We start from the raw sequence: 25,234 nt of genomic DNA on the forward strand, positions 1-25,234 counted from the left end.
TCCCCTCCCCCTTGCGGGGAGGGGTTGGGGAAGGGGGTAGCCACGAACGCTGACCTCGCCTGGAGCTACCCCCCTCCCTGCCCCTCCCCCGCAAGGGGGGAGGGAACGGAAAGGGAGTCGCCCGGAGCCGGATCTCGCGGCCACTGCGCCCAAGTCAATCACGCCGCTTTCGCCGCCGCCGCCAGCGAGGCGAAGGTCTTGCCCTCCGCCGCGAGCTTCTTCAGCAGCGGTGCGGGCTCGAGGCTGGGGTCGTTGGTCTCCTTGGCGTAGAACGACAGGCGATCGGCGATGTGCTTGAGGCCGACGGTGTCGGCCCAGAACATCGGGCCGCCGCGATAGATCGGCCAGCCGTAGCCGTAGAGCCAGACCACGTCGATGTCGGAGGGACGCGCCGCGATGCCCTCTTCGAGGATCTTCGCGCCCTCGTTGATCATCGGATACATCATGCGCTCGAGGATCTCCTCGTCGCTGACGGCGCGCTTCTTGCGGCCGAGACGCAGCAGCGTCTCGTCGATCAGCTTCTCGACCTCAGGATCGGGCAGCGCCGAGCGCGAACCGGCTTCATACTTGTAATAGCCCTTGCCGGTCTTCTGGCCGAAGCGGCCGGCTTCGCACAGCGCATCCGCGATCTCCGACTTGATGCCGCGATCCTTGCGCGAGCGCCAGCCGATGTCGAGGCCGGCGAGGTCGCCCATCGCGAACGGCCCCATCGGCATGCCGAACTTGGTGACGACCGCGTCGACCTGCTGCGGCAGGGCGCCTTCGAACAGCAGCTTCTCGGACTGCTTGCCGCGCTGCGCCAGCATGCGGTTGCCGACGAAGCCGTCGCAGACGCCGACCACGGCCGGCACTTTTGCAATTTTACGCGCGATCGTGACAGCGGTGACGAGGGCATCCGGCGCGGTCTTGTCGGCGCGGACGATCTCGCACAGCTTCATGACGTTGGCCGGCGAGAAGAAGTGCATGCCGAGCACGTCCTGCGGACGCTTGGTCGACTTCGCGATCTCGTCGATGTTGAGATACGAGGTGTTGGAGGCGAGCACCGCGCCGGGCTTGGCGAACTGGTCGAGCTTGCCGAACACTTCCTTCTTGACCGCCATGGTCTCGAACACGGCCTCGATGACGAGGTCGGCATCGCCGACATTCTCGATGCCGACGACGCCGGTGATCAGCGCCATGCGCTTGGCGGGCGCATCCGCCGGGATGCCGCCGCGCGCGGCGGTCGCTTCCCAGTTCTTCTGCATGATGCCGAGGCCGCGCTTGAGCTGCTCCTCGCCGGTCTCGATCAGGGTGACGGGAACGCCGGCATTGGCAAACGACATCGCGATGCCGCCGCCCATGGTGCCGGCACCGAGAATGGCAACACGGTTGACGGGGCGCGACTTGGTGCCTTCGGGCACGCCGGCGATCTTGGCGGCCTCACGCTCGGCGAAGAAGGCATAGCGCTGCGCCTTGGACTGGTCGCTGGCGACCAGCTTGAGGAAGCCCTCGCGCTCCTTCTTCAAGCCCTCGTCGAACGGAAAATCGATGGCGTAGCCAACCGCGTCGGCGGCCGCGAACGGCGCTTCCAGGCCGCGCGACTTCTTGGTCATGGCGGCGACCGCATTGGTGAAGATCGAGCGGTCGGCCTTGGCGGCCGCGATCTTGGAATCGTCGTCGCGCAGGCGGCGCAGCGGACGCTTCTCGGCGAGCAATTTGCGGACGAAGGCTTCGCCGCCGGAGGCCGGACCTTCGACGATCTCCTCGATCAGGCCGCTCTTCAGCGCTTCCGCCGCACCGATCGGATCACCGCCGACGATCATCTTGACCGCGAGCTCGGGGCCGACCGCGCGCGGCAGGCGCTGGGTGCCGCCGGCGCCCGGCAGCAGGCCGAGCTTCACTTCGGGCAGGCCGAGCTTGGCCTCCTTCACCGCAACGCGGAAATGGCAAGCCAGCGCGACCTCGAGGCCGCCGCCGAGCGCGGTGCCGTGAATTGCGGCAACGACCGGCTTCGGCGCGTTCTCGATCTCGGACAGCACGTCGTTGAGGGCGGGCGGCTTCGGCGGCTTGCCGAATTCGGTGATGTCGGCGCCGGCGATGAAGGTGCGGCCGGCGCAGGTCAGCACGATGCCCTTGATCGCGGGATCGGCGACTGCGGCCTTGATGCACTCCAAAATGCCACCGCGGACTGCGGCACTCAGCGCATTGACCGGAGGGCTGTTGACCGTGACGATCCCGACTTCGTCATGACGCTCAAGCTTGACCACTTCGCTCACGGTTTCCCTCCTTGGTGGGGATTTACTTTTGTTCGATTTCGCGGTGCGGAATTTAATTCCGCATCTTGACGGCAGGGTTATTTTGAAGCACGGACGTTGTCAACGACTCCGCGCAAGAAGCAGATCAGGGATGAAGCGTACAGGAAAGAAGACTGCGACCGATCGGAATTTCGTCGTCGCGCTTTCCCGCGGACTTGATGTATTGCGCGCATTCCAACCCAGCGACGGCCTTCTCGGCAACCAGGAGATCGCGGCCCGCACCAACCTGCCCAAGCCGACCGTTTCGCGCCTGACCTATACGTTGACGAAGCTCGGTTATCTGACGCCGGTTCCCCGCTTCGAGAAGTATCAGCTCGCGCCGGCCGCGATGGCGCTCGGCTATGCGGCGTTGTCCAATCTCGGCGTTCGACATTTGTCCGAGCCGTTTCGCGAGGAAGTGATGCGCGCGACCGGCGGCGCGGTCGCGATCGGGGGCCGCGACCGTCACAGCATGATCTATTTCGGGCAGAGCCGCGGCAGCGAGACGGTCGGCGTTCAACTTGACGTCGGCTCCCGCGTGCCGATTGCAACCAGTGCGATGGGCCGCGCCTATTTCTGGGCGCTGTCTGAGGAAGATCGCGCCGAGCTGTCGCGCGTCCTGCGCGAACATTACGGCAGCCGCTGGCCGAAGATGCGCGACGGACTGGAACGTTCCGGCGAGACCGTCGCGAAATACGGCTTTGCGATTTCCGTCGGCGACTGGCACGACGACATCGGCGCCGCCGGCGTCGCGCTCAAGCTCAACGATGGAACCGGACCTTACGCATTCAATTGCGGCGCGCCCGCATTCCGCTTCACGGAAGAGCGTTTGATCAACGACATTGGACCGCGTCTGCTTGCGATGGTAAGGAACATCGAAGCGGCACTCGGGGGTCTGATGCCGCATTCCAAAAAAGAAGTCAGCAAAAAGCTGAAATCAGGAGGAAAAGTTGCGCGTGTGGCCGAGGGGTTCAGATAGCCTTTGTCATGATCGGGAGCGGTTCGCATCGCCCCGTCGCCCACTGAAATTTGCGGGCGAGACGAGATGACGCAGGCACAGCTCGCGCAGGGGACATCGCCCCTGCTCGCGGTTCGCGACGTCAGCGTCGTGTTCGGCGGCATCATTGCGCTCAACGGTGTGTCCTTCGACATGCACAAGGGCCAGATCCTCGGATTGATCGGCCCCAACGGCGCCGGCAAGACGACGCTCTTCAACTGCCTGTCGCGGCTCTACCAGCCCTCGTCCGGCGACATCCTGATGGAGGGCGCGAGCATCCTGTCGCGGCCGCCGCACCGGATCGCCGAGATCGGCATCGGCCGCACCTTCCAGAACGTGGCGCTGTTTCCGAACCTGTCGGTGATGGACAATGTCCGCGTCGGCACGCATGCCCGCACCTCCAGCGACATCATCAGCGACTCGCTGCGCCTGGCCTGGATTCGCCGCAGCGAGACCGACGTCAACAAGAAGGTGCACGAGATCCTCGCCTATCTCGACCTCGAGGACGTCGCCCACACCGTGGTGTCCGGCCTGCCCTTCGGCACCCAGAAGCGCGTCGAGCTGGCGCGCGCGCTGGCGGCCGATCCGAAGATCCTGCTGCTCGACGAGCCGGCCGGCGGCCTCAACCACGAGGAAGTCTACGTGCTCGGCGACCTGATCCGCCGCATCCGCGACGACCGCCACATGACCGTGCTGCTGGTCGAACATCACATGGGCCTCGTGATGTCGATCGCCGACCACGTCGTCGCGCTCAATTTCGGCAAGAAGCTCGCGGAAGGCACGCCCGCCCAGGTGCAGGCGGACCCCGACGTCATCAAGGCCTATCTCGGGAGCAAGGACCAATGACGACGCTGCTCAACGTCAAGGACCTGCGCGCCTATTACGGCCAGGTCCAGGCGCTCCATGGCCTGTCCTTCTCGCTCAACGAGGGCTCGCTGACGACGCTGCTCGGGGCCAACGGCGCCGGCAAGACCACCACGCTGCGCGCGATCTGCAACATGGTGCGCTCGACCGGCGGCATCGAGTTCGACGGCAAGCCGCTCAACAACCGCTCCACCGAGAGCATCGTGCGGTTCGGCATCGCCCACGTGCCGCAGGGCCGCGGCACCTTCACCACCATGACGGTGGAGGAGAACCTCCAGCTCGGGGCCATCACCCGCAAGGACAGCGCCGGCATCGTCTCCGACATCGAGCGCATGTATGCGCATTTCCCGGTGCTGAAGCAGCGCCACACCCAGCAGGCCGGCACGCTGTCCGGCGGCGAGCAGCAGATGCTCGCGGTCGCGCGCGCCCTGATGCTGCGGCCGCGGCTGATGCTGCTGGACGAGCCGTCCTTCGGCCTCGCGCCGCTGGTCGTGCGCGACCTGTTCGGCATCCTCGGCAAGATCAACCGCGAGGACAAGGTGTCGATCCTGGTGGTCGAGCAGAACGCCCAGCTCGCGCTCGAGCTCGCCGACAAGGCCTACGTGATCGAGACCGGCCGCATCGTGATGTCGGGCAACGCCAAGGACATCGCGAACAACGAAGAAATCCGCAAATCCTATCTGGGTTACTGAGGGAGCCGGCACAATGGAGCTGTTCACCAACCAGGTCCTGGCCGGCATCGCCACGGGCGCGATCTATGCCTGCATGGCGCTCGCCGTGGTCATGATCTACCAGGCCATCGACCATCTCAACTTCGCGCAAGGAGAGATGGCGATGTTCTCGACCTTCATCTCCTGGCAGCTGATGCAGTGGGGCATCCCCTACTGGGCCGCTTTCGTCATCACGCTGGCGCTCTCCTTCGTCGGCGGCATCGCGATCGAGCGCATCCTGTTCAAGCCGCTCGCGAAAGCGCCGATCCTGACCAACGTCGCCGGCTTCATCGCGCTGTTCGCGATCATCAACTCCTCGGCCGGCCTGATCTGGGACTTCACCATCAAGCAATATCCGACCCCGTTCGGCTCCTCGCCGTTCCTCGGCAGCCAGCTGATCTCGACCCACCAGGCCGGCATGATCGGCGTCACCGTGCTGCTGCTGCTCGGCCTGTATTTCTTCTTCCAGTACACGCGGATCGGCCTTGCCATGCGTGCGGCCGCCTCGGTGCCTGAATCGGCGCGCCTCGTCGGCATCAACACGAGCTGGATGATTGCGCTGGGCTGGGGCATGGCGTCCGCGATCGGCTCGATCGCCGGCATGCTGATCGCGCCCGTGGTGTTCCTGGAGCCCAACATGATGGGCGGCGTGCTGATCTACGGTTTCGCCGCGGCGGTGCTGGGCGGACTGACCAGCCCGTTCGGCGCCGTGGTCGGCGGCTTCCTGGTCGGCGTCTTCGAGAACCTCGCCGGCACCTACATCCCCGGCGTCGGCAACGAGCTGAAACTCCCGATCGCGCTCGCGCTGATCATCTCCGTCCTGGTCGTCAAACCCGCTGGTCTGTTCGGCCGGCACATCGTCAAGCGAGTTTGATCATGAGCGCAGCAGAAGAAGTCGTCGCCGAAGGCCACCAGGCGGTCGAGGCCGTTCCGAAGCGGGCCATGACGCTGGGCACCGGCACCTCGCTGGTGGTGCTGGCTGCGCTGCTGATCGCACCCGTCTTCGTCAAGAACTTCATCATCTTCCAGATGACGATGCTCCTGATCTACGGGCTCGCGGTGCTGGCGCTGAACATCCTGACCGGCGGCTCGGGCCAGTTCTCGCTCGGCCAGAGCGCCTTCTACGCCGTCGGCGCCTATACGACCGCGGTGCTGATGGAGCACTTCAACATCAACTACGCGCTGACGCTGCCGGTCGCCGGCGTGGTCTGCTTCGGCTTCGGCTTCCTGTTCGGCCAGCCGGCGCTGCGGCTCTCCGGCGTCTATCTGGCGCTCGCGACCTTTGCGCTCGCCACCGCCATGCCGCAGCTTCTGAAGCTGAACTTCCTCGAGCACTGGACCGGCGGCGTGCAGGGCCTCGTCGTCACCAAGCCCGATGCGCCGTTCGGCCTGCCGATGTCGCAGGACATGTGGCTGTACTACTTCACGCTCATCGTCGTGATCGCGATATACATCTTCTCGGTGAACCTGCTGCGCTCCCGCTCGGGCCGCGCCTTCATGGCGATCCGCGACAACGAGATCGCGGCCTCCGCCATGGGCGTCGACGTCGCGCTGTACAAGACCCTGGCCTTCGGCGTGTCCGCCGCCATCACCGGCGTCGCCGGCTCGCTCGGCGCCATCGCGGTGCAGTTCGTGGCGCCGGACAGCTACACCATCACGCTGGCGATCTCGCTGTTCCTCGGCATGGTCGTCGGCGGCGTGGGCTGGCTGCCCGGCTCGATCGTCGGCGCCGCCTTCATCATCTTCGTGCCGAACATCGCGGAGGGCATCTCCAAGGGCCTCTCCGGCGCCGTGTTCGGCGTGCTCCTGTTCGCCGTCATCTACCTCGTGCCGCATGGCGCAAGGCAAGTCGCAATCCTGGGCCAGCAGTTCGCCGGAAGGCTCAGGAAGAACTGAAAACCCTCATAAGGAAGGAGACCAAATTGTTTCTTGGAAGAATACTGCGAACCACCGCACTCGTAACGGCGGTCGCGACCCTCAGCTCCGGCGCAGCACTCGCCCAGAAGAAATACGACACCGGCGCGTCCGATACCGAGATCAAGATCGGCAATATCATGCCGTACAGCGGTCCGGCGTCGGCCTATGGCATCATCGGCAAGACCGAAGAAGCCTATTTCAAGATGATCAACGACAAGGGCGGCATCAACGGCCGCAAGATCAACTTCGTCACCTATGACGACGGCTATTCGCCGCCGAAGGCCGTGGAGCAGGTCCGCAAGCTGGTCGAAAGCGACGAAGTACTGGCCGTGTTCAACCCGCTCGGCACGCCTTCGAACAGTGCGATCCAGAAATACCTGAACGCCAAGAAGATCCCGCAGCTCTTCGTCGCGACCGGCGCCACCAAGTGGAACGACCCGAAGAACTTCCCCTGGACCATGGGCTGGCAGCCCTCCTACCAGAGCGAAGCGCAGATCTATGCGAAATGGCTGACGAAGGAAAAGCCTGACGCCAAGGTCGCGATCCTCTACCAGAACGACGATTTCGGCAAAGACTACCTCAAGGGCACCAAGGACGGGCTCGGCGCCAAGGCGGCGTCGACCATCATCATGGAGGAGAGCTACGAGGTGTCCGAGCCGTCGATCGACGGCCACATCGTCAAGATCAAGGCCGCCAATCCCGACGTGCTGCTGATCTATGCGACCCCGAAGTTCGCGGCCCAGACCATCAAGAAGACCGCCGAGCTCAGCTGGAAGCCGCTCCAGATCCTCACCAACGTGTCGATCTCGGTCGGCAGCGTGATGAAGCCGGCCGGCTTCGAGAATGCGCAGGGCGTGCTGTCGGCAGCCTATGCCAAGGACTCGACGGATCCGCAGTGGAACAACGACCCCGGCATGAAGAAGTGGAACGAGTTCGTCGACAAGTACATGCCGGGTGCCGACAAGTCCGACACCAGCATGGTCTACGGCTATGGCGCCGCCTCGACGCTCGCCAAGGCGCTGGAAATGTGCGGTGACGATCTCACCCGCGCCAACCTGATGAAGCAGGCGGCGAGCCTGAAGGATTTTGTACCGGACACGCTGCTGCCCGGTGTAAAGATCAACACCGGTGCCACCGATTTCGCCCCGATCGCGCAGCTCCAGATGCAGCGCTTCAAGGGCGAGAGGTGGGAACTGTTCGGCGAGATCATCAGCGGCGACGTCGCCTCCGAGTGACACGCTGACGCAATAGTCCAACCCTAAAGAAGCCTCCGCGGGCGACCGCGGGGGCTTTTTGTTGACGTTCGGCGTCAATCTTGTTCAATGCGGCGCCAATCCAGCTCGGGGTAGGAGAACAATGACTGCCGTTCGTTTTCAGGTTGCGGCCCTTTCGGCCGCACTCGCGTTGTGCACTGCGATGACTGGCCCGGTGCTGGCGCAAAAGAAATACGACAGCGGCGCTTCCGATACCGAGATCAAGATCGGCAACATCATGCCCTATAGCGGGCCGGCCTCGGCCTATGCCGTGATCGGCAAGACCGAGGAAGCCTATTTCAACAAGATCAACGCCGAGGGCGGCGTCAACGGCCGCAAGATCAAGTTCATCTCCTACGACGACGGCTATTCGCCGCCGAAGACGGTGGAGCAGGCGCGCAAGCTGGTCGAGAGCGACGGGGTGCTCTTGATCTTCGGCTCGCTCGGCACCTCGACCAACGGCGCGATCCGCAAATACATGAACGAGAAGAAGGTGCCGCAATTGTTCGTGGCGAGCGGCGCCTCGAAGTGGAACGATCCCAGGCAATATCCCTGGACTATGGGCTGGCAGCCGAGCTACGCGAGCGAGGCGCGCATCTATGCCAAGTACATCATGAAGGAGAAGCCGGACGCGAAGATCGGCGTGCTCTATCAGAACGACGATTTCGGCAAGGACTATCTGAAGGGGCTGAAGGGCGGCTTGGGGGCCAAGGCGTCGATGATCGTGCTGGAAGAGGCCTACGACACCTCGGAGCCGGCGGTCGACGAGCATGTGGTGAAGCTGAAGGCCTCGGGCGCCGACGTCTTGATCAGCATCACCACGCCGAAATTCGCCGCCCAGGCGATCAAGAAGGCGGCCGAGATCAGCTGGCATCCGATCCACATCCTCTCCAACGTCTCGGCCTCGGTCGGCGGGGTGCTCGAGCCGGCCGGGATCGAAATCTCGCAAGGCATCCTGTCGGCCAGTTACACCAAGGACGGCTCGGACCCGCAGTGGAACGCCGATGACGGCATGAAGAAGTTCTATGACTTCCTCGGGCAATACGATCCCAAGGCGAACAAGCTCGATGCCGGCGTGGTGTTCGGCTACGCCGCGGCCCAGACCATGGTGAAGGTGCTGCACATGTGCGGCGACGACCTCACCCGCGAGAACGTCATGAAGCAGGCCGCCAGCCTGAAGGATTTCGCGCCGGACACGCTGCTGCCCGGCATCAGGATCAACACCGCACCGGACAATTTCGCCCCGATCGAACAGCTCCAGATGATGCGGTTCAAGGGCAGGAAATGGGAGCTGTTCGGCGGCATCATCTCGAGCGAACTCGGGCCATGAAGCAGAACAATTCAAGATAGCTTCTTCTGCGCTAGGCAACTTCAGCGCAATTGGTTAACGGCGCGCGAAATCTCACGCGCCGGAATATTCCGCACCGCTTCAAATAGATTGCGCGTCCTGCGACAGTTGTGCGGGGCGTTTTTCTTGCTGGCGGCGACGGATGGGTATTGAATGTACGACGGAGCGGCGCGCAACGATCGCTCCCAATCAAAAACAATCGACACGTTCAAACCTCTTCTAGGGAGATCAAGATGCTTGCAATGCATGTGCGGTTGGGGGCCTTCTCGGCTGCCCTCCTGCTTGCTGCCGCCTTGTCCACGGCAGCATCGGCACAGAAGAAATACGACACCGGCGCATCCGACACCGAAATCAAGATCGGCAACATCATGCCCTACAGCGGACCGGCCTCCGCCTACGGCGTGATCGGCAAGACCGAGGAAGCCTATTTCCGCAAGATCAACGCGGAAGGCGGCATCAACGGCCGCAAGATCAACTTTATCAGCTATGACGACGCCTATTCGCCGCCGAAGACCGTGGAGCAGGCGCGCAGGCTGGTCGAGAGCGACGAGGCGCTGCTGGTCTTCAACTCGCTCGGCACGCCGCCGAACTCGGCGATCCAGAAATACCTGAACCAGAAGAAGGTGCCGCAACTCTTCGTCGCCACCGGCGCCACCAAGTGGAACGATCCGCAGAATTTTCCGTGGACGATGGGCTGGCAGCCGAACTACCAGAGCGAAACCATCATCTACGCGAAGTACATCCTGAAGAACAAGCCGGACGCCAAGATCGCCGTGCTCTATCAGAACGACGATTACGGCAAGGACTATCTGAAGGGCTTCAAGGACGGGCTCGGCGCCAAGGCGGCCTCGCTGATCATTGTCGAGGACAGCTATGAGGTCTCCGAGCCGACCATCGACTCGCACATCGTGAAGCTGAAGGCCTCCGGTGCCGACGTCTTCATAAACATCACCACGCCGAAATTCGCGGCGCAGGCGATCAAGAAGAACGCCGAGCTCGGCTGGAAGCCGCTGCATTTCCTCAACAACGTCTCGGCCTCGATCGGCAGCGTCATCAAGCCGGCCGGCTTCGAGAACGCGCAGGAGATCATCTCGTCACAATACTTCAAGGATCCGACCGACGCCCAATGGAAGAGCGACCCGGCGATGATCGCCTGGAATCAATTCCTGGATAAGTATTATCCCGAAGCGAACCGCACCGATGCTTCGGTGATGTATGCCTACATCGTGAGCCAGGGCCTCGTGCAAGTGCTCAAGGCCTGCGGTGACGATCTGACCCGCGAGAACGTCATGAAGCAGGCCGCCAACATCAAGGACTACGAGCCGGCCGGCCTGTTGCCGGGCATCAAGGTCAACACCTCGGCCACCGATTTCGCGCCGATCTCGCAGCTGCAATTGATCCGTTTCAAGGGCGAGACCTGGGAGCGGTTTGGTGAAATTTTGAGCGGCGACGTCGGCGGCTGACGTTAAAAGGCCAACTAAAGACGCAGCCTCCGCGGCCTTGCCGCGGGGGCTTTTCCTTGAAGCTTTCGCGCAAATCGTATTGTATTGCGGCCGCGTCGCCAAAAACAATCAAGACAAGAAAAGGAAACGCACACACCAAGAAAATGAAATAGGGAGATAGGAATGCCCGCTGTCACCGGCAAACTTGCAGCCGCGTCACTGGCGCTTGCGCTCATTGCGGCCTCGGCCTCCACTGCATCGGCCCAGAAGAAATACGATACCGCGCGACCGACACCGAGATCAAGATCGGCAACATCATGCCCTACAGCGGACCGGCCTCCGCCTACGGCGTGATCGGCAAGACCGAGGAAGCCTATTTCCGCAAGATCAACGCGGAAGGCGGCATCAACGGTCGCAAGATCAACTTTGTCAGCTATGACGACGCCTATTCGCCGCCGAAGACCGTGGAGCAGGCGCGCAAGCTGGTCGAGAGCGACGAGGTGCTGCTCATCTTCAACTCGCTCGGCACGCCGCCGAACTCGGCGATCCAGAAATACATGAACTCGAAGAAGGTGCCGCAGCTGTTCGTCGCCACCGGCGCCACCAAGTGGAACGATCCGCAGAACTTCCCCTGGACGATGGGCTGGCAGCCCAACTACCAGAGCGAATCCATCATCTACGCGAAATACATCCTGAAGAACCATTCGAACGCCAAGATTGCCGTGCTCTATCAGAACGACGATTACGGCAAGGACTACCTGAAAGGATTCAAGGACGGACTCGGCAGCAAGGCCGCCGCGATGATCGTGGCCGAGGAAAGCTATGAAGTCTCGGAGCCAACCATCGATTCCCACATCGTCAAGCTCAAGGCGACCGGCGCCGACGTGTTCTTCAACATCAGCACGCCGAAATTCGCTGCTCAGGCGATCAAGAAGAATGCCGAGATCGGCTGGAAGCCGCTTCATTTCCTCAACAACGTCTCGGCCCAGATCGGAAGCGTGTTAAAGCCCGCCGGTTTCGAGAACGCGCAAGACATCATCTCATCGATCTACCTCAAGGATCCCACTGATCCGCAATGGAAAGACGATTCGGCGGTGAAGGCCTGGAGCGAGTTCCTCGACAAATACTATCCCGACGCCAACCGTGCCGACTTCAACGTGATGTACGCCTACATCGTATCGCAAGGACTCGTGCGTGTATTAAAGGCTTGCGGCGACGACCTGACGCGCGAGAACGTAATGAAGCAGGCGGCCAACCTCAAGGATTTCGAAGCTGTCGGCCTGTTGCCCGGAGTCAAGGTCAATACCAGCCCAAGCGACTTCGCTCCGCTCTCGCAACTTCAGCTGATGCGTTTCAAGGGTGAGAGCTGGGAGCGGTTCGGCGACATCATCAACGCCGACGTCAGCGGCTAGCCGCTAGCAGGATCCAAATGCGCGAAAGTCCTCCGCGAGCCCCCCGCGGGGGGCTTTTTGCTGCATGGCGATTATGATCACGCGATTGCACAATCGAATGACGGTAAACCCTGCTTACGCTTTCGCGCATGATACGGTAGGCAGGTGAACGGCGAATTCGCCGCCATCGCTTCAGTCTGCTCAAGGCCATCGTCATGACCGACCGACGTCCCCTGCTCCGCGCGCTCTACGACGCCGCCGTCGCCGCCGCGCATCCGAATACAATTCTGGCGCCGCATCTACGGCCGGCCCCAAAAGGACGCGTGATCTGCCTCGCCGCCGGCAAGGGCGCCGGCGCGATGGCCGCGGCCGCCGAGCGGCATTATCTCGACGCGCTGAAGCTCGCGCCGGAGCGCCTCGTCGGCATCGCCACCACGCGCCACGGCTACGGCGTGCCGACCCGCCGCATCCGCGTGGTCGAAGCCGGCCATCCCGTGCCCGATGAAGCCGGCCTCAAGGGCGCGGCCGACACGCTCGCGCTCGCAGGCGAGGCCGGGCCCGACGACCTGCTTCTGGTGCTGCTCACCGGCGGCGGTTCGGCGAACTGGATCGCGCCGGTGGACGGCATCAGCTTTGCGCAGAAGCAGGCGGTCAACAAGGCACTGCTGCGCTCGGGCGCGCCGATCGGCGAGATGAACGTCGTGCGCAAGCATCTGTCGCGCATCAAGGGCGGCCGGCTGGCGCGCGCCGGCAGGAACGCCGCCGAGATCGTGACGCTCGCGATCTCCGACGTGCCGCATGACGATCCCTCCGCGATCGCCTCCGGCCCCACCGTGCCCGATCCGACCACGCTGGCGGATGCGCGCGCGATCGTGGCCAGGTACAAGCTCGATATCGACGATGCCGTGCGCCGCGCGCTCGACGATCCCAACAACGAGAGCTGCAAGCCTGGTGATGCCGCCTTTGCGCGCGCGTCGTTCGAATTGATCGCGCGGCCCAAGCAGTCGCTCGACGCCGCGGTGAAGCTCGCGAAAGAGGCCGGCTACGAGACGATCGATCTCGGCGCCGATCTCGAAGGCGAGGCGCGCGAGGTCGCGGCCCATCATGCCGAACTCGCGTTGCAGGCGCGCGCGCAGGGCAAGCGCATCGCGATCCTCTCCGGCGGTGAGCTTACGGTCACCGTGCGCGGCCAGGGGCGCGGCGGTCCGAACCAGGAATACGCGCTGGCGCTCGCCGCCCTGCTGAAGGATACGGCCGGCATCTCCGCGCTCGCGGGCGACACCGACGGCGCCGATGGTGGCGCCGGCCACTCCACCGACCCCGCAGGCGCGCTGATCGACGCGGCGACGTTTGCGAAGATGAAGGCGCTGGCGCTCCAGCCGCAGGCCTATCTCGACAACAACGACGCGACGGCGTTCTTCGAGGCGACCGGCGATCTGCTGATGCCCGGCCCGACGCTGACCAACGTCAACGACATCAGGGTGATCCTGGTGGATTGAGGTCTCTTACCCTCCCCTGGAGGGGGAGGGTCGGCTCACATCGAGCGCAGCGAGATGAGAGCCGGGGTGGGGTGACAGTCTCTCCACGTCGCACACTGCCGGAGTTGAGAGATCACCCCACCCCGCCCGCGCTGCGCGCGGTCGACCCTCCCCCTCCAGGGGAGGGTAAGAGCTCAAAACTCGTTGGCGATCTTCGAGAGCATCTCGATCAGCGCTTCGCGGTTGGCCTGGCCGAGCAGGCCGTTCAGCCGCGCCTCGTGCTTGGTGGCGACGAGCTTTTTCGCCCGCGTCAGCACCGCCTTGCCCTTGTCGGTCAGAACCAGGATATGCGAGCGGCGGTCGTTGGTGGAGCGGATCCGCGCGCAAAGGTCGCGGCTCTCGAGATTGTCGAGCAGGGCCACGAAATTCGGGCGCAGGATGCCGAGGGTGGAGGCGATCTCGGTCTGGTTACGCCCCGGGTTCTTCTCGACCAGCAGCAGCACGGAGAACTGCGCGGGCGTGAGCTGGAGCGAGGCCATGCAGCGCAGGAAGTTCTCGAACACCTTGAGCTGCGCCCGCTTCAGGACGTAGCCGAGCTGCTCGGAGAGCTCGCCGAGCTGGAGGGCTTCGGCTGCCCCCTGGGCCTCGGCCGCGTCCTTGCGGCCCTTGGCCGTGTCGGCAGGTTTTTCGGAGGACTTTTCAGCGGTTTTGGAAACGGTCATCGCCTCGTGCTCGTAATCCCGCTAAATTCGGGACGGGTCGCCCGCCACCCTTGAAGTTATATTTGATAATTGTTATGGACCATATCAAATATCGTCAGCGCATTTCAATGGCTGTGAGCGGACCATCCACCGCAATTGCGGAGACCGGTCCTTAATCTTTGAGGGGGAGCGTCCGGTCTTGAACACCACTATCATGCTGTTCCTGCTGCAGGACGGCATCACCAATGGCGCGATCTATGCGCTGCTCGGCCTTGCGCTGGTGCTGGTGTTCGCCGTCACCCGCGTGATCCTCATTCCCCAGGGCGAGTTCGTCACCTATGGAGCGCTGACCTATGCCTCGCTGGCCGCCGGCCAGATGCCGGGCACGGCAAAACTCGCGCTCGCCCTCGGCATCGGCGCCTTCGCCTTCGACCTGTTCGTGGCCCGCAAGGCGCTGCATGGCCGGCTGATCCTGCGCAGCGTCCTCACCAATATCGTGCTGCCCGGCATCGTGCTGGCGCTGACCGTTTATTTCGCCGCCCAGAAACCGCCGGTGGCGATCTGCATCGCGCTGTCGCTGGTGATCGTGGCGATGATTGGCCTCTATCTCTACCGCATCGCGTTCCAGCCGCTGGCGCACACCTCCGTGCTGGTGCTGCTGATCGCGTCAGTGGGCGTCCACCTCGCGCTGCAGGGACTGGGCCTCCTGTTCTTCGGCGCCGAAGGCCAGCGCGGACCTGCCGTGCTGTCCGGCTCTTTCACCGCCGGCGCGCTGCGCTTCACCGGCCAAAGCATCACCGTCTACGGCATCACCATCGCCTTCATCGTCGGGCTCTGGCTGTTCTTCGGCCTGACGCTCTACGGCAAGGCGCTGCGCGCGACCGCCGTGAACCGGCTCGGCGCGCGGCTGGCCGGCATCCGCACCACGCTGTCCGGGCAGATCGCCTTCCTGCTGGCGTCCGTCATCGGCGCGCTGTCGGGCATCATGATCGTGCCGATCACGACGCTCTATTACGACAGCGGCTTCCTGATCGGGCTGAAGGGTTTTGTCGCCGCGATCATCGGCGGCCTCGTCAGCTACCCCCTCACCGCCGTCGCGGCGCTGTTCGTCGGCATCGTCGAGGCGTTCTCGTCCTTCTACGCCTCCAACTACAAGGAAGTGATCGTCTTCATGCTGCTGATCCCCGTGCTGCTGCTGCGCTCGCTCGCCGCGCCCGCGGTCGAGGAAGAGAAGGACTGACGCTAAGATGCAGAGCCGGCTTCCCATTCTCGTCTTCGCGCTTGTCATGGCGGCGATCCCGTTTGTCCCTGGCATGCCGCCGTTCTGGATCGTGCTGCTCGACAATATCGGCCTTGCCGCCCTGGTCGCGATGGGCCTCGTGCTGCTGACGGGCGTCGGCGGCCTCACCTCGTTCGGCCAGGCCGCCTTCGTCGGCTTCGGCGCCTACACCACCGCGGTGCTGTCGACGGGCTACGGCCTGTCGCCCTGGCTGACGCTGCCGTTGTCGCTCGTGGTCAGCGGATCGCTGGCGGTGCTGCTTGGCCTCGTCACAGTCCGCCTCTCCGGCCACTATCTGCCGCTCGGCACGCTCGCCTGGGGGCTCGGCCTGTTCTATCTCTTCAGCAAGCTGGAGTTCTTGGGCCGCAACGACGGCATCTCGGCGATCCCACCGCTGTCGATCGGCGCGTACAAGATGCTTTCGCCCGGCTCGATCTATTACGCGATCTGGGTCGCCGTGATCCTCTCGGCCCTGCTCACGATGAACCTCCTGGACTCCCGCACCGGCCGCGCCATCCGGGCGCTGCGGCGCGGCCATGTCGCGGCCGAGGCGTTCGGCGTGCACACGCCACGGGCAAAGCTGCTGGTGTTCATCCATGCCGCGGTGCTGGCCGGCCTCTCCGGCTGGCTCTATGCGCACCTCCAGCGCGCGGTGAACCCGACGCCGTTCGGCGCGCAGGCCGGCATCGAATATCTCTTCATCGCGGTGGTCGGCGGCGCCGGCTATGTCTGGGGCGGCGTGCTGGGCGCGGCGATCGTCGTGGTCCTGAAAGAAGTGCTGCAAAGCTATCTACCGCTGATCCTGCCGGGCTCCGGCCAGGTCGAGACCATTGTGTTCGGCATCATGCTGGTGGCATTGCTCCAGCTCGCGCCCGGCGGCGTCTGGCCGTGGCTGATGTCGTTCCTGCCCGAGCGCACCGGCGGCAAGAAGCCCGACACCTCGCTGAAACTGGAGCAGCGCACCCGCTCGCCCGGCGAGGCCAGCGTCCTGCTTCAGGTCGAGAAGGCGCGCAAGCAATTCGGCGGCGTGATCGCGGTCAACAACGTCTCCTTCGACGTCCAGGCCCGCGAGATCGTCGCGCTGATCGGGCCGAACGGCGCCGGCAAGAGCACGACGTTCAACCTGATCACCGGCGTGCTGTCGGCGACATCAGGCTCGATCTCGGTGCTCGGCAAGAAGGTCGACAACGCGCCGCCGCAGGAGATCGTCAAGCTCGGCATCTCCCGCACCTTCCAGCATGTGAAGCTGGTCCCCGACATGACCGTGCTGGAGAACGTCGCGATCGGCGCGCATCTGCGCGGCCATTCGGGGCCGATCGCCTCGATGCTGCGGCTCGATCGCGTCGATGAAGCAAGACTTCTGGCGGAAGCTGCCCGCCAGATCGAGCGCGTCGGCCTCACTGAGCAGATGCACCAGCTCGCAGGTTCGCTCTCGCTCGGCCAGCAGCGCATCGTCGAGATCGCGCGCGCGCTCTGCGTCGATCCGATGCTGCTGCTGCTCGACGAGCCCGCCGCGGGCCTCCGCCACATGGAGAAGCAGCAGCTTGCCAAGCTGCTGCGCGAGTTGCGCGACGGCGGCATGAGCGTGCTGCTGGTCGAGCACGACATGGGCTTCGTGATGAACCTCGCCGACCGCATCGTCGTGCTCGATTTCGGCACCAAGATCGCGGAGGGCACGCCCGCCACGATCAAGACCAATCCCGAAGTGATCAAGGCCTATCTCGGAGTGGCGGCATGAGCGCGCTGTTGTCCGTCACCGACGCGCATGTCGCCTATGGCAAGGTCGAGGCGGTGCGCTCGGTCTCGCTCGAGGTCGGGGCGAACCAGATCGTCACCATCGTCGGCGCCAACGGCGCCGGCAAGACCACGCTGCTGTCCGCCATCATGGGCATCTTGCCGCTGAAGGGCCGCGTTGTCTTTGCCGGCCAGGATCTCGCGCGGCTCGACATCGAGGACCGCGTCGCGATGGGCCTCGGCCTCGTCCCGGAGCACCGCGAATTGTTCGTGACCATGAATGTCGAGGACAATCTCGAGTTAGGGGCCTTCCGCATCGAGCGGAGCAAGGCGAAAGCCTCGATGGAGCGGGTCTACACGCTGTTCCCGCGGCTGAAGGAGCGGCGCAAGCAGCTCGCCGGCACGCTCTCCGGCGGCGAGCAGCAGATGCTCGCGATGGGCCGCGCGCTGATGGGCGAGCCGAAGCTCTTGATGCTGGACGAGCCGAGCCTCGGCCTCGCCCCGATCATCGTCGCCGACATTTTCCGCATCGTCACCGAGCTGCGCGCCAGCGGCGTCTCGGTGCTGCTGGTCGAGCAGAACGCGCAGGCCGCGTTGAAGATCGCGGACCAGGCCTATGTGATGGAGCTCGGCGAGTTCGTGCTCAGCGGCAAGGCCAGCGACATCGCCGCGAACGAACGCGTTGCGGCGAGCTATCTCGGCTTCCAGCACGAAGGCGCGGGCGTGCTGTAGGTTCCTCCTCTCCCTCTCCCCGTTCTTACGGGGCCGCGACGAGCTTCGCTCGCGCTGAGAGGGTTGGGGGGAGGGACGGCATCCGCGAATGCGATGAGAGTTGGACTCGCGGAGAGTCCCCCTCACCCGGAATCCGCGCTGCGCGCGAATTCCGGCCTCTCCCCACACGCGGGGAGAGGCGAAGACCGTCGCCTAGCTTGACACCGTCTCCCCCTTCAACGCCGCCACCTCCGCTTCCAGCTCGGCGATCCGCTGATCCCTCGCCGCCAGCGCGGCCGCGACATCCGCCGCGTCGAATTTCTGCGGAATGTGCTGCGGGCAGTTGGTGTCCCAGGCCGCGATCTTGAACAGGATCACCTGCTCGGGCCGCGCGCGGTAGCCTTTGGGCATCAGCGACGTCGTCAGCGCATCGTCGTCCTCGACCACGCGCGCCTCGCCCCAGATCTTCACCCGGCGGCGATGGGCGTAGTCCATTACGAAGATGTAGGCCTTGGGATTTTCGGACAGGTTTCCCTGCGTGATGTATTGCCGGTTGCCGGCATAGTCCGTGAAGGCCAGCGTCTGTTTGTCCAGCACCTTCAAAAAGCCCTTCGGGCCGCCGCGGTGCTGGATGTAAGGCTGGCCGTCCGCCGAGGCGGTGGCGAAATAGAAGCTGTTGGCTTCAGCGAGGAACGTTGCGAGGTTCTCGTCGACCTCGGTGCGCCAGCCGCGCTGCTCGGCATGCGCATAGCCTTCGCGTGATCCCTTTCGGGTCTGGATCGATTTCACCGCCGGCGTGAACGCCACGTCGCTGGCGTAGGTCTGAGTTGCCGTCATCGGAAGTTCTCCTGGAATTCCGGAGCAAATCTGCGTCTTTCGACCGCTAAGGTGGCAACCTTCGGCTTCTAAAACAATCAGCCCGCTTGACACTTCATCATTGCAATATATGCAATAATGTCCATGGACCGCCTGGACGCCATGCACGTCTTCGTCACCGTCGCCGACCTGCGCGGCTTTGCGCCGGCGGCGCGCAAGCTGCACCTGTCGCCCTCGGCGGTGACGCGGCTGATCGCGGCGCTGGAGGAGCATCTCGGCGCCCGGCTGTTGCAGCGGACCACGCGGCAGGTGACCCTGACCGACGTCGGCACGCGCTACCTGGAACGGGCCCGGCGCATCCTCGCCGATGTCGAGGAGGCTGACGGCTCGGCGCGGGAAGAGCGTAACCGGCCGAGCGGGCGGCTGGTGGTGTCGGCGCCGGTCGGCTTCGGCCGGCTGCATGTCGGGCCGGTCATGACGGCTTACCTCAAGCGCTATCCCGAGGTTGCCGGCGAATTGCGGCTGTCCGACCATCTCGTCAATCTCGTGGAAGACGCCGTCGACGTGGCGGTGCGGATCGGCCATCTCGCCGATTCCACGCTGGTGGCCCGCCAAGTCGGCGAGATGCGGCGGATCGTGGTGGCCGCGCCGAGCTATCTGAAGCGCCACGGCGAGCCGAAGACGCCGGAAGCGCTCGCCTCGCACCAGACCATCCAGTTCGGCTCCGCGACCGGGTGGCGCTTCCCTCACGACGGCCGCGACATCGAGGTGACGCCATCGCCCCGTTTCATCAGCAACAGCGCGGACGCAGCGCTGCAATATGCCGAGGCCGGCGGCGGCGTGACGCGGGTGCTGGCCTACCAGGCCGCCGAGGGGCTCAAGCGCGGACGGCTGAAAATCGTGCTGGCGAAATACGAGCAGCCGGCGCTGCCGATCCATGTCGTCTATCCGACCTCGCGCCTGCTCTCGGCCAAGGTGCGCGCGTTCATAGATCTCGTGGTGGAGACGGCGGAGTGGCGGTTCGGGTGAGCTCTCGTGTCCCGGACGCGCCGCGAAGCGGCGCAGAGCCGGGACCCAGAAAGCCAGAGAGTCATTTGCGGATGGATGGGCCCCGGCTCTGCAGCGCACCGCTGAAGAAGCGCTGCGCTGCGTCCGGGGCACGAGACATCACCCCTTCTTCGGCACCACCCGAAACGTCCCGCTGGCGCGCGCGATCACGGTGTCGTCGGCCTTGATCAGGCACTGCGCGAAACAGATCGTGCTGCCGGTCTTGATCACCTCGCTCTCGACCGCGAGCCACTGGCCGATCTCGGCGGAGCCGACAAAATCGATCGAGAGCGAGATCGTCACGAACGACGTGCTCCAGTTCGTCACCAGCGCACAGCTGTAGCCCATGGCGTTGTCGGCAAGTGACGTGATGAGCCCGCCATGGATCAACCCACGCGCGTTGGTGTGCGGCTTGGCCAGGCGCAGGCCGATGATCACGGCCTTGTCGGTCTTCTTCGAATAGAGCGGCTCCCAGGGATCGGTGAGGGGCGCTTTACGGAAATGCGGCTCGAAGCCGGCGGGAATGTCGGTGGAGGTCATGGCTGTCTCGCGTTGCTGGTTGCCGGCATTGAACGCGATGGGCGTGACGGACGCATCACCTACAAAGTTTTAAACGGAATTTGCGCGGGTGTTTGAAATGGGCGGCGGCGTTGCGAGCAATGCGACGCCCGTAGGGTGGGCAAAGGCGCAACGCGCCGTGCCCACCATCTCTCTACAAACACAAAGCTGGTGGGCACGCTTCGCTTTGCCCACCCTACGGCACTTCCCTAAAACGGCAGCCCCACATAATTCTCCGACAACGACGTCATCGCGGCCTGCGACTGCGTGACGTAGTCGAGCTCGGCGAGCTGGATGCGGGCGCCGATGGTGCCGGTGTCGGGAAATTTGTGCAGCATCGAGGTCATCCACCAGGAGAAGCGCACGGCCTTCCAGACGCGCGCCAGCGCCTTGGCGGAATAGGCATCGATTCCGGCGCTGGACTTCTCCTCGTAGAATTCGCGCAGCGCGCTCGACAGGTAATGCGCGTCGCTGGCCGCCAGGTTCAAGCCCTTGGCGCCGGTCGGCGGCACGATGTGGGCGGCATCGCCGCACAGGAACATCCTGCCGAAGCGCATCGGCTCGGCGACGAAGCTGCGCAACGGGGCGATGCTCTTCTCGATCGAGGGACCGGTGACGAGGCTGTCGGCGGCCACCTGGTTGAGCCGGCGCTTCAATTCGTCCCAGAAGCGGTCGTCCGGCCATTGGTCGACATGGTCGTCCAGCGAGCACTGCACATAGTAGCGGCTGCGCTTCATCGAGCGCATGGTGCAGAGCGCAAAGCCGCGAGCGTGGTTGGAGTAGATCAGCTCGTGGCTGACCGGCGGCGTCTCGGAGAGGATGCCGAGCCAGCCGAACGGATAGACCCGCTCGAACTCCTCGATCGCCGGGGCCGGGACGCTGGCGCGGCTGACGCCATGGAAACCGTCGCAACCAGCGATGAAATCGCAATCGAGCGTGTGGGTGACGCCGTCCTTGACCCAGGTTACGCGCGGGTGACTGCCGTCGAAATCATGCGGCTGCACGTCCCTGGCCTCGTAGACCGTGTCGAGGCCGGCCGCCTTGCGCGCGTTCATCAGGTCGAGCGTGACCTCGGTCTGGCCGTAGATCATCACCGTCTTGCCGGTCGCGGCCTTCATGTCGATGCGATGACGGCGGCCGGAAAAGGCGAGCTCAATGCCCTCATGCACCAGGCCTTCGGCATGCGCCCGCGCGCCGGCGCCGACCTGGTCGAGCAGCGCGACGGTTCCCTCCTCCAGGAGACCGGCGCGGATGCGGCCGAGCACGTAGTCCGGGCTCTGCCGCTCCAGGATGACGTTGTCGATGCCGTAATCGTGCAGCAGTTGCCCAAGCAACAATCCAGCCGGCCCGGCCCCGATGATTGCGACTTTTGTCCGCAATACTTGCTCCTCCCGATCCTGTAGGCTTTCGTTGCGGCTCGCTTGTCGCGTCACGACGCGCAGGATAATTATACCATATAACGGTTGGGCAAAAGGGGAGTGCTGGTCGCGGCTAACGGCGACAAATCCATGCAACATGGCTGACGTACAGGAGGCGACAAGGTGCGCGCCAGTTCCGGCTTGAACGCGCCGGCCAATTAGATAACATGTTAATTAATGGGACCGGGCCATCGAAGCCCGCCGTCGAAAACAGGGAGAGACGTGTGATGAGGAAAGCCTGCCTGGCTTTGTTGCTCGCAGCAAGCGTGACGCCTGCGTTCGCGCAGGACAAGACCTTCGATTTGAAGATCTCGCACTGGGTGCCCGCTTCGCATCCCCTCCAGAAATCGCTGGAAGACTGGGCGGCCGCGGTCGAGAAGGATTCCGGCGGCACCATCAAGAGCAAGGTGTTTCCGGCCCAGCAGCTCGGCAAGGCGTTCGATCATTACGACATGGCGCGCGACGGCATCGCCGACGTCACCTATGTCAATCCCGGCTACCAGCCCGGCCGCTTCCCGATCGTCGGCGCCGGCGAATTGCCGTTCCTGATCTCGGATGCCAAGGGCGGCTCGATGGGGCTCGACGCCTGGTATCGCAAATATGCCGAGAAGGAGATGAAGGACGTCAAATACTGCCTCGCCTTCGTCCACTCACCCTCGTCCTTCCACTCCCGCACCAAGAAGATCGTGACGCCGGAGGACGTGAAGGGCCTGAAGATCCGCCCGGCGCACGCCACCATGGCGAACTTCGTCACCTCGCTCGGCGGCACCAATGTGCAGTCCTCCGCGCCCGAAGTGCGCGACATCATCGAGCGCGGCGTCGCCGACGGCGTCACCTTCCCCTGGGGCTCGCTGGTGCTGTTCGGCATCGACAAGGTGACCAAGTACGACATGGAGGCGCCGCTCTACACCACGACCTTCGTGTTCGTGATCAACAAGGACAAGTACAACGCGATGTCCGACAAACAGAAGGCCGCGATCGACAAGAACTGCTCGGTCGAGATGGCCGGCGTGGTCGGCGAGCACTGGGGCAAGTTCGAGGACGCCGGCGTCGGCAAGGTGAAGGCGGAGTCGGACCACGAGGTCTACAAGCTGAGCCCCGAGCAGACCGCCGCCTGGAAGAAGGCCGCCGAGCCGCTGGTCAAGACCTGGAGCGACGGCGCCAAGAAGGCCGGCGCAGATCCGGACGCGACATTGGCGGACCTGAAGGCCTCGCTGAAGAAGTACAACGCGCTGGCGGAGTAGCGCGATGGCGGTCTCTTCTTCCCCCTCTCCCCGTTCTTACGGGGAGAGGGTTGGGGTGAGGGGCTGCTTCCGCATAGATGGTGAAAGATGGGCTCGCGGAGAGCCCCCTCACCCGGAATCCGCGCTTGCGCGCGCATTCCGGCCTCTCCCCGCGAGCGGGGAGAGGCGAACGACCGCCTTCTGAGCCGAGAGCACAATGACATCACGTAGGACACACCCATGAAGCGCGCCTGGATGGATCGCTTTATCGACACGATCGAATGGATCGCGGCCGGCTTCGTCGGCCTCGTCGCGCTCGACATCTTCCTGTCGGTGCTGCTGCGCAACACGCTGAACTATTCGATCCCCGACAGCTTCGACATCGGCCGCATGCTGCTCGGCATCCTGATCTTCTGGGGCATCGCCGCGACCTCCTATCGCGGCACCCACATCACGGTCGATCTGGTCTGGGGCAATGTCGGGCCGCGCTACCAGCGCTGGATCGACGTGTTCGCGACCCTGGTGCTGCTGTTCGTCGTCACGGTGCAGACCTGGACCCTGTTCGACAAGGTGCGCGGCACCTACAACGACAACGTCCAGACCTTCGACATGCACATGCCGACATGGCCGTTCTTCGCGGTCGCCTGGATCGGCGACGTCTCGGCCGTGCTGCTGATCGCGATCCGCACCTACCGGCTGATCTTCCACCCCGAAGAAATGCACGACCCCAAGCTGAAGGCGACGGAGTAACCATGAGCACCGATGCCGTCGCCGTTCTCGGCTTCGTTTCCCTGTTCGCCCTGATGCTGCTGCGCGTGCCCGTCGGCATGGCCATGGGCCTGGTCGGCGTCTGCGGCTTCTCTTACCTTGTCAGCGGAACGGCGGCGCTGAAACTGGTCGGCCAGACCTCGATGCGGACGGTCACCGACTACACGTTCGGCGTCATCCCGATGTTCCTGCTGATGGGCTCCTTCGTCAGCCATTCCGGCATGAGCCGCGAGCTGTTCCGCGCCGCCAACGGATTTGTCGGCCACTTGCGCGGCGGGCTCGGCATCGCCACCGTCGGCGCCTGCGGCGGCTTTGCCGCGATCTGCGGCTCCTCGGTTGCGACCGCCGCGACCTTCTCCGCCGTCGCCTACCCCGAGATGCGCCGCTTCGGCTATCCGCAGTCGTTCGCCACCGGCGTGATCGCGGCCGGCGGCACGCTCGGGGCGATGCTGCCACCCTCCACCGTGCTGGCGGTCTACGGCATCATCACCGAGCAGGACATCGGAAAGCTCTTCATCGCCGGCATCATTCCGGGCCTGCTGGCGATGACGATGTACATGATCACGATCGGCCTGATCGGATACTTCCGGCCGGACTTCCTGCCCAAGGGCAAGGTGCTGCCGTGGCGCGAGCGCTTTGCCGGGTTGAAGGAGATCTGGGCGCCGGTCCTGCTGTTCGTCTTCGTCATCGGCGGCCTTTACGGCCTGCCCTTCCTGCCGCGCTTCACGCCGACGGAAGCCGGCGGCGTCGGCGCCACCGGTGCCTTCATCATCGGCGTGCTGACCGGCCGGCTCGACCGCGAGAAGATTCTGGCCTCGCTGCTCCAGGCGACGCGCACCGCGGCCGCCGTGTTCACCGTGCTGATCGGCGCGCTGATCTTCGGCTATTTCCTCACGGTGACGCAGACGCCGCAGAAGGTGACGGAATTCCTCACCGGCCTCGGCCTCGGCCCTTACGGCGTGCTGGCGCTGATCATGGTGATGTATCTCGTGCTCGGCTGCCTGATGGACGCCATGGCGATGATCATCCTGACCGTGCCGATCATCTTCCCCGTCATCATGCATCTTGGCTTCGACCCGATCTGGTTCGGCGTCATCATCGTGATGACGGTCGAACTCGGCCTGATCCATCCGCCGGTGGGCATGAACGTCTTTGTCATCAAGAGCGTGGTGAAGGACGTCTCCTTCTCCACCATTTTCAAGGGCGTGATCCCGTTCGTGGCGACGGATCTGGTGCGGCTGGTGATCCTGATCGCCTTCCCGCTGCTGGCGACGTGGCTGCCGACGCGGATGATGGCGCATTGACG

General features: G+C 64.3%; 22 protein-coding genes and 1 pseudogene. 17 read left to right on the plus strand and 6 right to left on the minus strand.

What is annotated here, in order from left to right:
• Nucleotides 1-158 precede the first annotated feature (158 nt).
• On the minus strand, nucleotides 159-2,255 hold the full coding sequence (locus XI09_RS28655) for a 3-hydroxyacyl-CoA dehydrogenase NAD-binding domain-containing protein (RefSeq protein ID WP_271569819.1): 2,097 nt from the start codon (nucleotides 2,253-2,255) through the stop codon (nucleotides 159-161).
• Nucleotides 2,256-2,385: 130 nt separating this feature from the next.
• Between XI09_RS28655 and XI09_RS28660 the strand changes: the two genes are divergently transcribed.
• The 7 genes from XI09_RS28660 (at nucleotide 2,386) to XI09_RS28690 (ending at nucleotide 9,344) form a co-directional block, all read left to right on the plus strand.
• Nucleotides 2,386-3,252, plus strand: coding sequence for an IclR family transcriptional regulator (locus tag XI09_RS28660; RefSeq protein ID WP_271569854.1), 867 nt, complete (start codon nucleotides 2,386-2,388; stop codon nucleotides 3,250-3,252).
• Between the two features lie 66 nt (nucleotides 3,253-3,318).
• Nucleotides 3,319-4,116: an ABC transporter ATP-binding protein gene (locus tag XI09_RS28665; protein WP_027543335.1), complete on the plus strand. Its 798-nt coding sequence runs from the start codon at nucleotides 3,319-3,321 to the stop codon at nucleotides 4,114-4,116.
• Nucleotides 4,113-4,826, plus strand: coding sequence for an ABC transporter ATP-binding protein (locus XI09_RS28670; protein ID WP_271569820.1), 714 nt, complete (start codon nucleotides 4,113-4,115; stop codon nucleotides 4,824-4,826). The genes XI09_RS28665 and XI09_RS28670 overlap by 4 nt, the downstream gene beginning before the upstream one ends.
• 13 nt (nucleotides 4,827-4,839) lie before the next feature.
• The gene (locus XI09_RS28675; RefSeq protein ID WP_271569821.1) at nucleotides 4,840-5,718 is read left to right on the plus strand and encodes a branched-chain amino acid ABC transporter permease; all 879 of its coding nucleotides are present in this window, start codon (nucleotides 4,840-4,842) and stop codon (nucleotides 5,716-5,718) included.
• Nucleotides 5,719-5,720: 2 nt separating this feature from the next.
• Nucleotides 5,721-6,740, plus strand: a complete 1,020-nt coding sequence (locus XI09_RS28680; protein WP_271569822.1) for a branched-chain amino acid ABC transporter permease — start codon at nucleotides 5,721-5,723, stop codon at nucleotides 6,738-6,740.
• A 26-nt stretch (nucleotides 6,741-6,766) separates the two neighbouring features.
• A complete protein-coding gene (locus XI09_RS28685) occupies nucleotides 6,767-7,996 on the plus strand; it encodes an ABC transporter substrate-binding protein (protein ID WP_271569823.1) in 1,230 nt (409 codons plus the stop codon).
• Nucleotides 7,997-8,117: 121 nt separating this feature from the next.
• The gene (locus tag XI09_RS28690; RefSeq protein ID WP_271569824.1) at nucleotides 8,118-9,344 is read left to right on the plus strand and encodes an ABC transporter substrate-binding protein; all 1,227 of its coding nucleotides are present in this window, start codon (nucleotides 8,118-8,120) and stop codon (nucleotides 9,342-9,344) included.
• A 41-nt stretch (nucleotides 9,345-9,385) separates the two neighbouring features.
• Here XI09_RS28690 and XI09_RS28695 read toward each other — a convergent pair whose 3' ends face one another.
• Nucleotides 9,386-9,568 carry a hypothetical protein gene (locus tag XI09_RS28695; protein ID WP_271569825.1) on the minus strand — a complete coding sequence of 61 codons (183 nt, stop codon included), beginning with the start codon at nucleotides 9,566-9,568 and terminating at the stop codon, nucleotides 9,386-9,388.
• A 27-nt stretch (nucleotides 9,569-9,595) separates the two neighbouring features.
• Between XI09_RS28695 and XI09_RS28700 the strand changes: the two genes are divergently transcribed.
• The 3 genes and pseudogenes from XI09_RS28700 (at nucleotide 9,596) to XI09_RS28710 (ending at nucleotide 13,694) form a co-directional block, all read left to right on the plus strand.
• On the plus strand, nucleotides 9,596-10,825 hold the full coding sequence (locus XI09_RS28700; protein ID WP_271569826.1) for an ABC transporter substrate-binding protein: 1,230 nt from the start codon (nucleotides 9,596-9,598) through the stop codon (nucleotides 10,823-10,825).
• A gap of 162 nt (nucleotides 10,826-10,987) precedes the next feature.
• Nucleotides 10,988-12,216, plus strand: a pseudogene (locus tag XI09_RS28705) (ABC transporter substrate-binding protein).
• Nucleotides 12,217-12,410: 194 nt separating this feature from the next.
• Complete coding sequence (locus XI09_RS28710; protein WP_271569827.1) at nucleotides 12,411-13,694, plus strand: glycerate kinase type-2 family protein; 1,284 nt, start codon at nucleotides 12,411-12,413, stop codon at nucleotides 13,692-13,694.
• Nucleotides 13,695-13,867: 173 nt separating this feature from the next.
• Here the strand turns inward: XI09_RS28710 and XI09_RS28715 are convergent, their stop codons facing one another.
• Nucleotides 13,868-14,395, minus strand: coding sequence for a MarR family winged helix-turn-helix transcriptional regulator (locus XI09_RS28715; RefSeq protein ID WP_271569828.1), 528 nt, complete (start codon nucleotides 14,393-14,395; stop codon nucleotides 13,868-13,870).
• A 178-nt stretch (nucleotides 14,396-14,573) separates the two neighbouring features.
• Between XI09_RS28715 and XI09_RS28720 the strand changes: the two genes are divergently transcribed.
• Genes XI09_RS28720 through XI09_RS28730 form a run of 3 tightly spaced genes read left to right on the plus strand, consistent with a single transcriptional unit; the run spans nucleotide 14,574 to nucleotide 18,119 of the window.
• Nucleotides 14,574-15,614 carry a branched-chain amino acid ABC transporter permease gene (locus XI09_RS28720; protein ID WP_271569829.1) on the plus strand — a complete coding sequence of 347 codons (1,041 nt, stop codon included), beginning with the start codon at nucleotides 14,574-14,576 and terminating at the stop codon, nucleotides 15,612-15,614.
• Between the two features lie 7 nt (nucleotides 15,615-15,621).
• Complete coding sequence (locus XI09_RS28725; protein ID WP_271569830.1) at nucleotides 15,622-17,391, plus strand: branched-chain amino acid ABC transporter ATP-binding protein/permease; 1,770 nt, start codon at nucleotides 15,622-15,624, stop codon at nucleotides 17,389-17,391.
• A complete protein-coding gene (locus XI09_RS28730) occupies nucleotides 17,388-18,119 on the plus strand; it encodes an ABC transporter ATP-binding protein (protein ID WP_271569831.1) in 732 nt (243 codons plus the stop codon). Before XI09_RS28725 ends, XI09_RS28730 begins: the two co-directional genes overlap by 4 nt.
• A 192-nt stretch (nucleotides 18,120-18,311) precedes the next feature.
• Here XI09_RS28730 and XI09_RS28735 read toward each other — a convergent pair whose 3' ends face one another.
• Nucleotides 18,312-18,935: a pyridoxamine 5'-phosphate oxidase family protein gene (locus tag XI09_RS28735; protein ID WP_271569832.1), complete on the minus strand. Its 624-nt coding sequence runs from the start codon at nucleotides 18,933-18,935 to the stop codon at nucleotides 18,312-18,314.
• 123 nt (nucleotides 18,936-19,058) lie between these two features.
• Here XI09_RS28735 and XI09_RS28740 point away from each other — a divergent pair, with 123 nt between their 5' ends.
• Nucleotides 19,059-19,943, plus strand: coding sequence for a LysR family transcriptional regulator (locus XI09_RS28740; protein WP_092187344.1), 885 nt, complete (start codon nucleotides 19,059-19,061; stop codon nucleotides 19,941-19,943).
• A 138-nt stretch (nucleotides 19,944-20,081) separates the two neighbouring features.
• On the opposite strand, the gene XI09_RS28745 is transcribed toward XI09_RS28740, so the two are convergent.
• Entirely contained in the window at nucleotides 20,082-20,501 is a 420-nt protein-coding gene (locus XI09_RS28745) for a PaaI family thioesterase (RefSeq protein WP_271569833.1), read from the minus strand.
• Nucleotides 20,502-20,728: 227 nt separating this feature from the next.
• On the minus strand, nucleotides 20,729-21,898 hold the full coding sequence (pobA, locus tag XI09_RS28750; RefSeq protein ID WP_271569834.1) for a 4-hydroxybenzoate 3-monooxygenase: 1,170 nt from the start codon (nucleotides 21,896-21,898) through the stop codon (nucleotides 20,729-20,731).
• Nucleotides 21,899-22,164: 266 nt separating this feature from the next.
• Between pobA and XI09_RS28755 the strand changes: the two genes are divergently transcribed.
• From XI09_RS28755 to XI09_RS28765, 3 genes are all read left to right on the plus strand, one after another.
• On the plus strand, nucleotides 22,165-23,181 hold the full coding sequence (locus XI09_RS28755; RefSeq protein WP_271569835.1) for a TRAP transporter substrate-binding protein: 1,017 nt from the start codon (nucleotides 22,165-22,167) through the stop codon (nucleotides 23,179-23,181).
• Between the two features lie 219 nt (nucleotides 23,182-23,400).
• Complete coding sequence (locus tag XI09_RS28760) at nucleotides 23,401-23,910, plus strand: TRAP transporter small permease (RefSeq protein ID WP_025575305.1); 510 nt, start codon at nucleotides 23,401-23,403, stop codon at nucleotides 23,908-23,910.
• 2 nt (nucleotides 23,911-23,912) lie between these two features.
• Complete coding sequence (locus XI09_RS28765; RefSeq protein WP_271569836.1) at nucleotides 23,913-25,232, plus strand: TRAP transporter large permease; 1,320 nt, start codon at nucleotides 23,913-23,915, stop codon at nucleotides 25,230-25,232.
• The last annotated feature ends 2 nt before the right edge of the window (nucleotides 25,233-25,234 follow it).

The sequence above is a fragment of the Bradyrhizobium sp. CCBAU 11386 genome, assembly GCF_028128955.1.
Classification (GTDB): Bacteria; Pseudomonadota; Alphaproteobacteria; order Rhizobiales; family Xanthobacteraceae; genus Bradyrhizobium.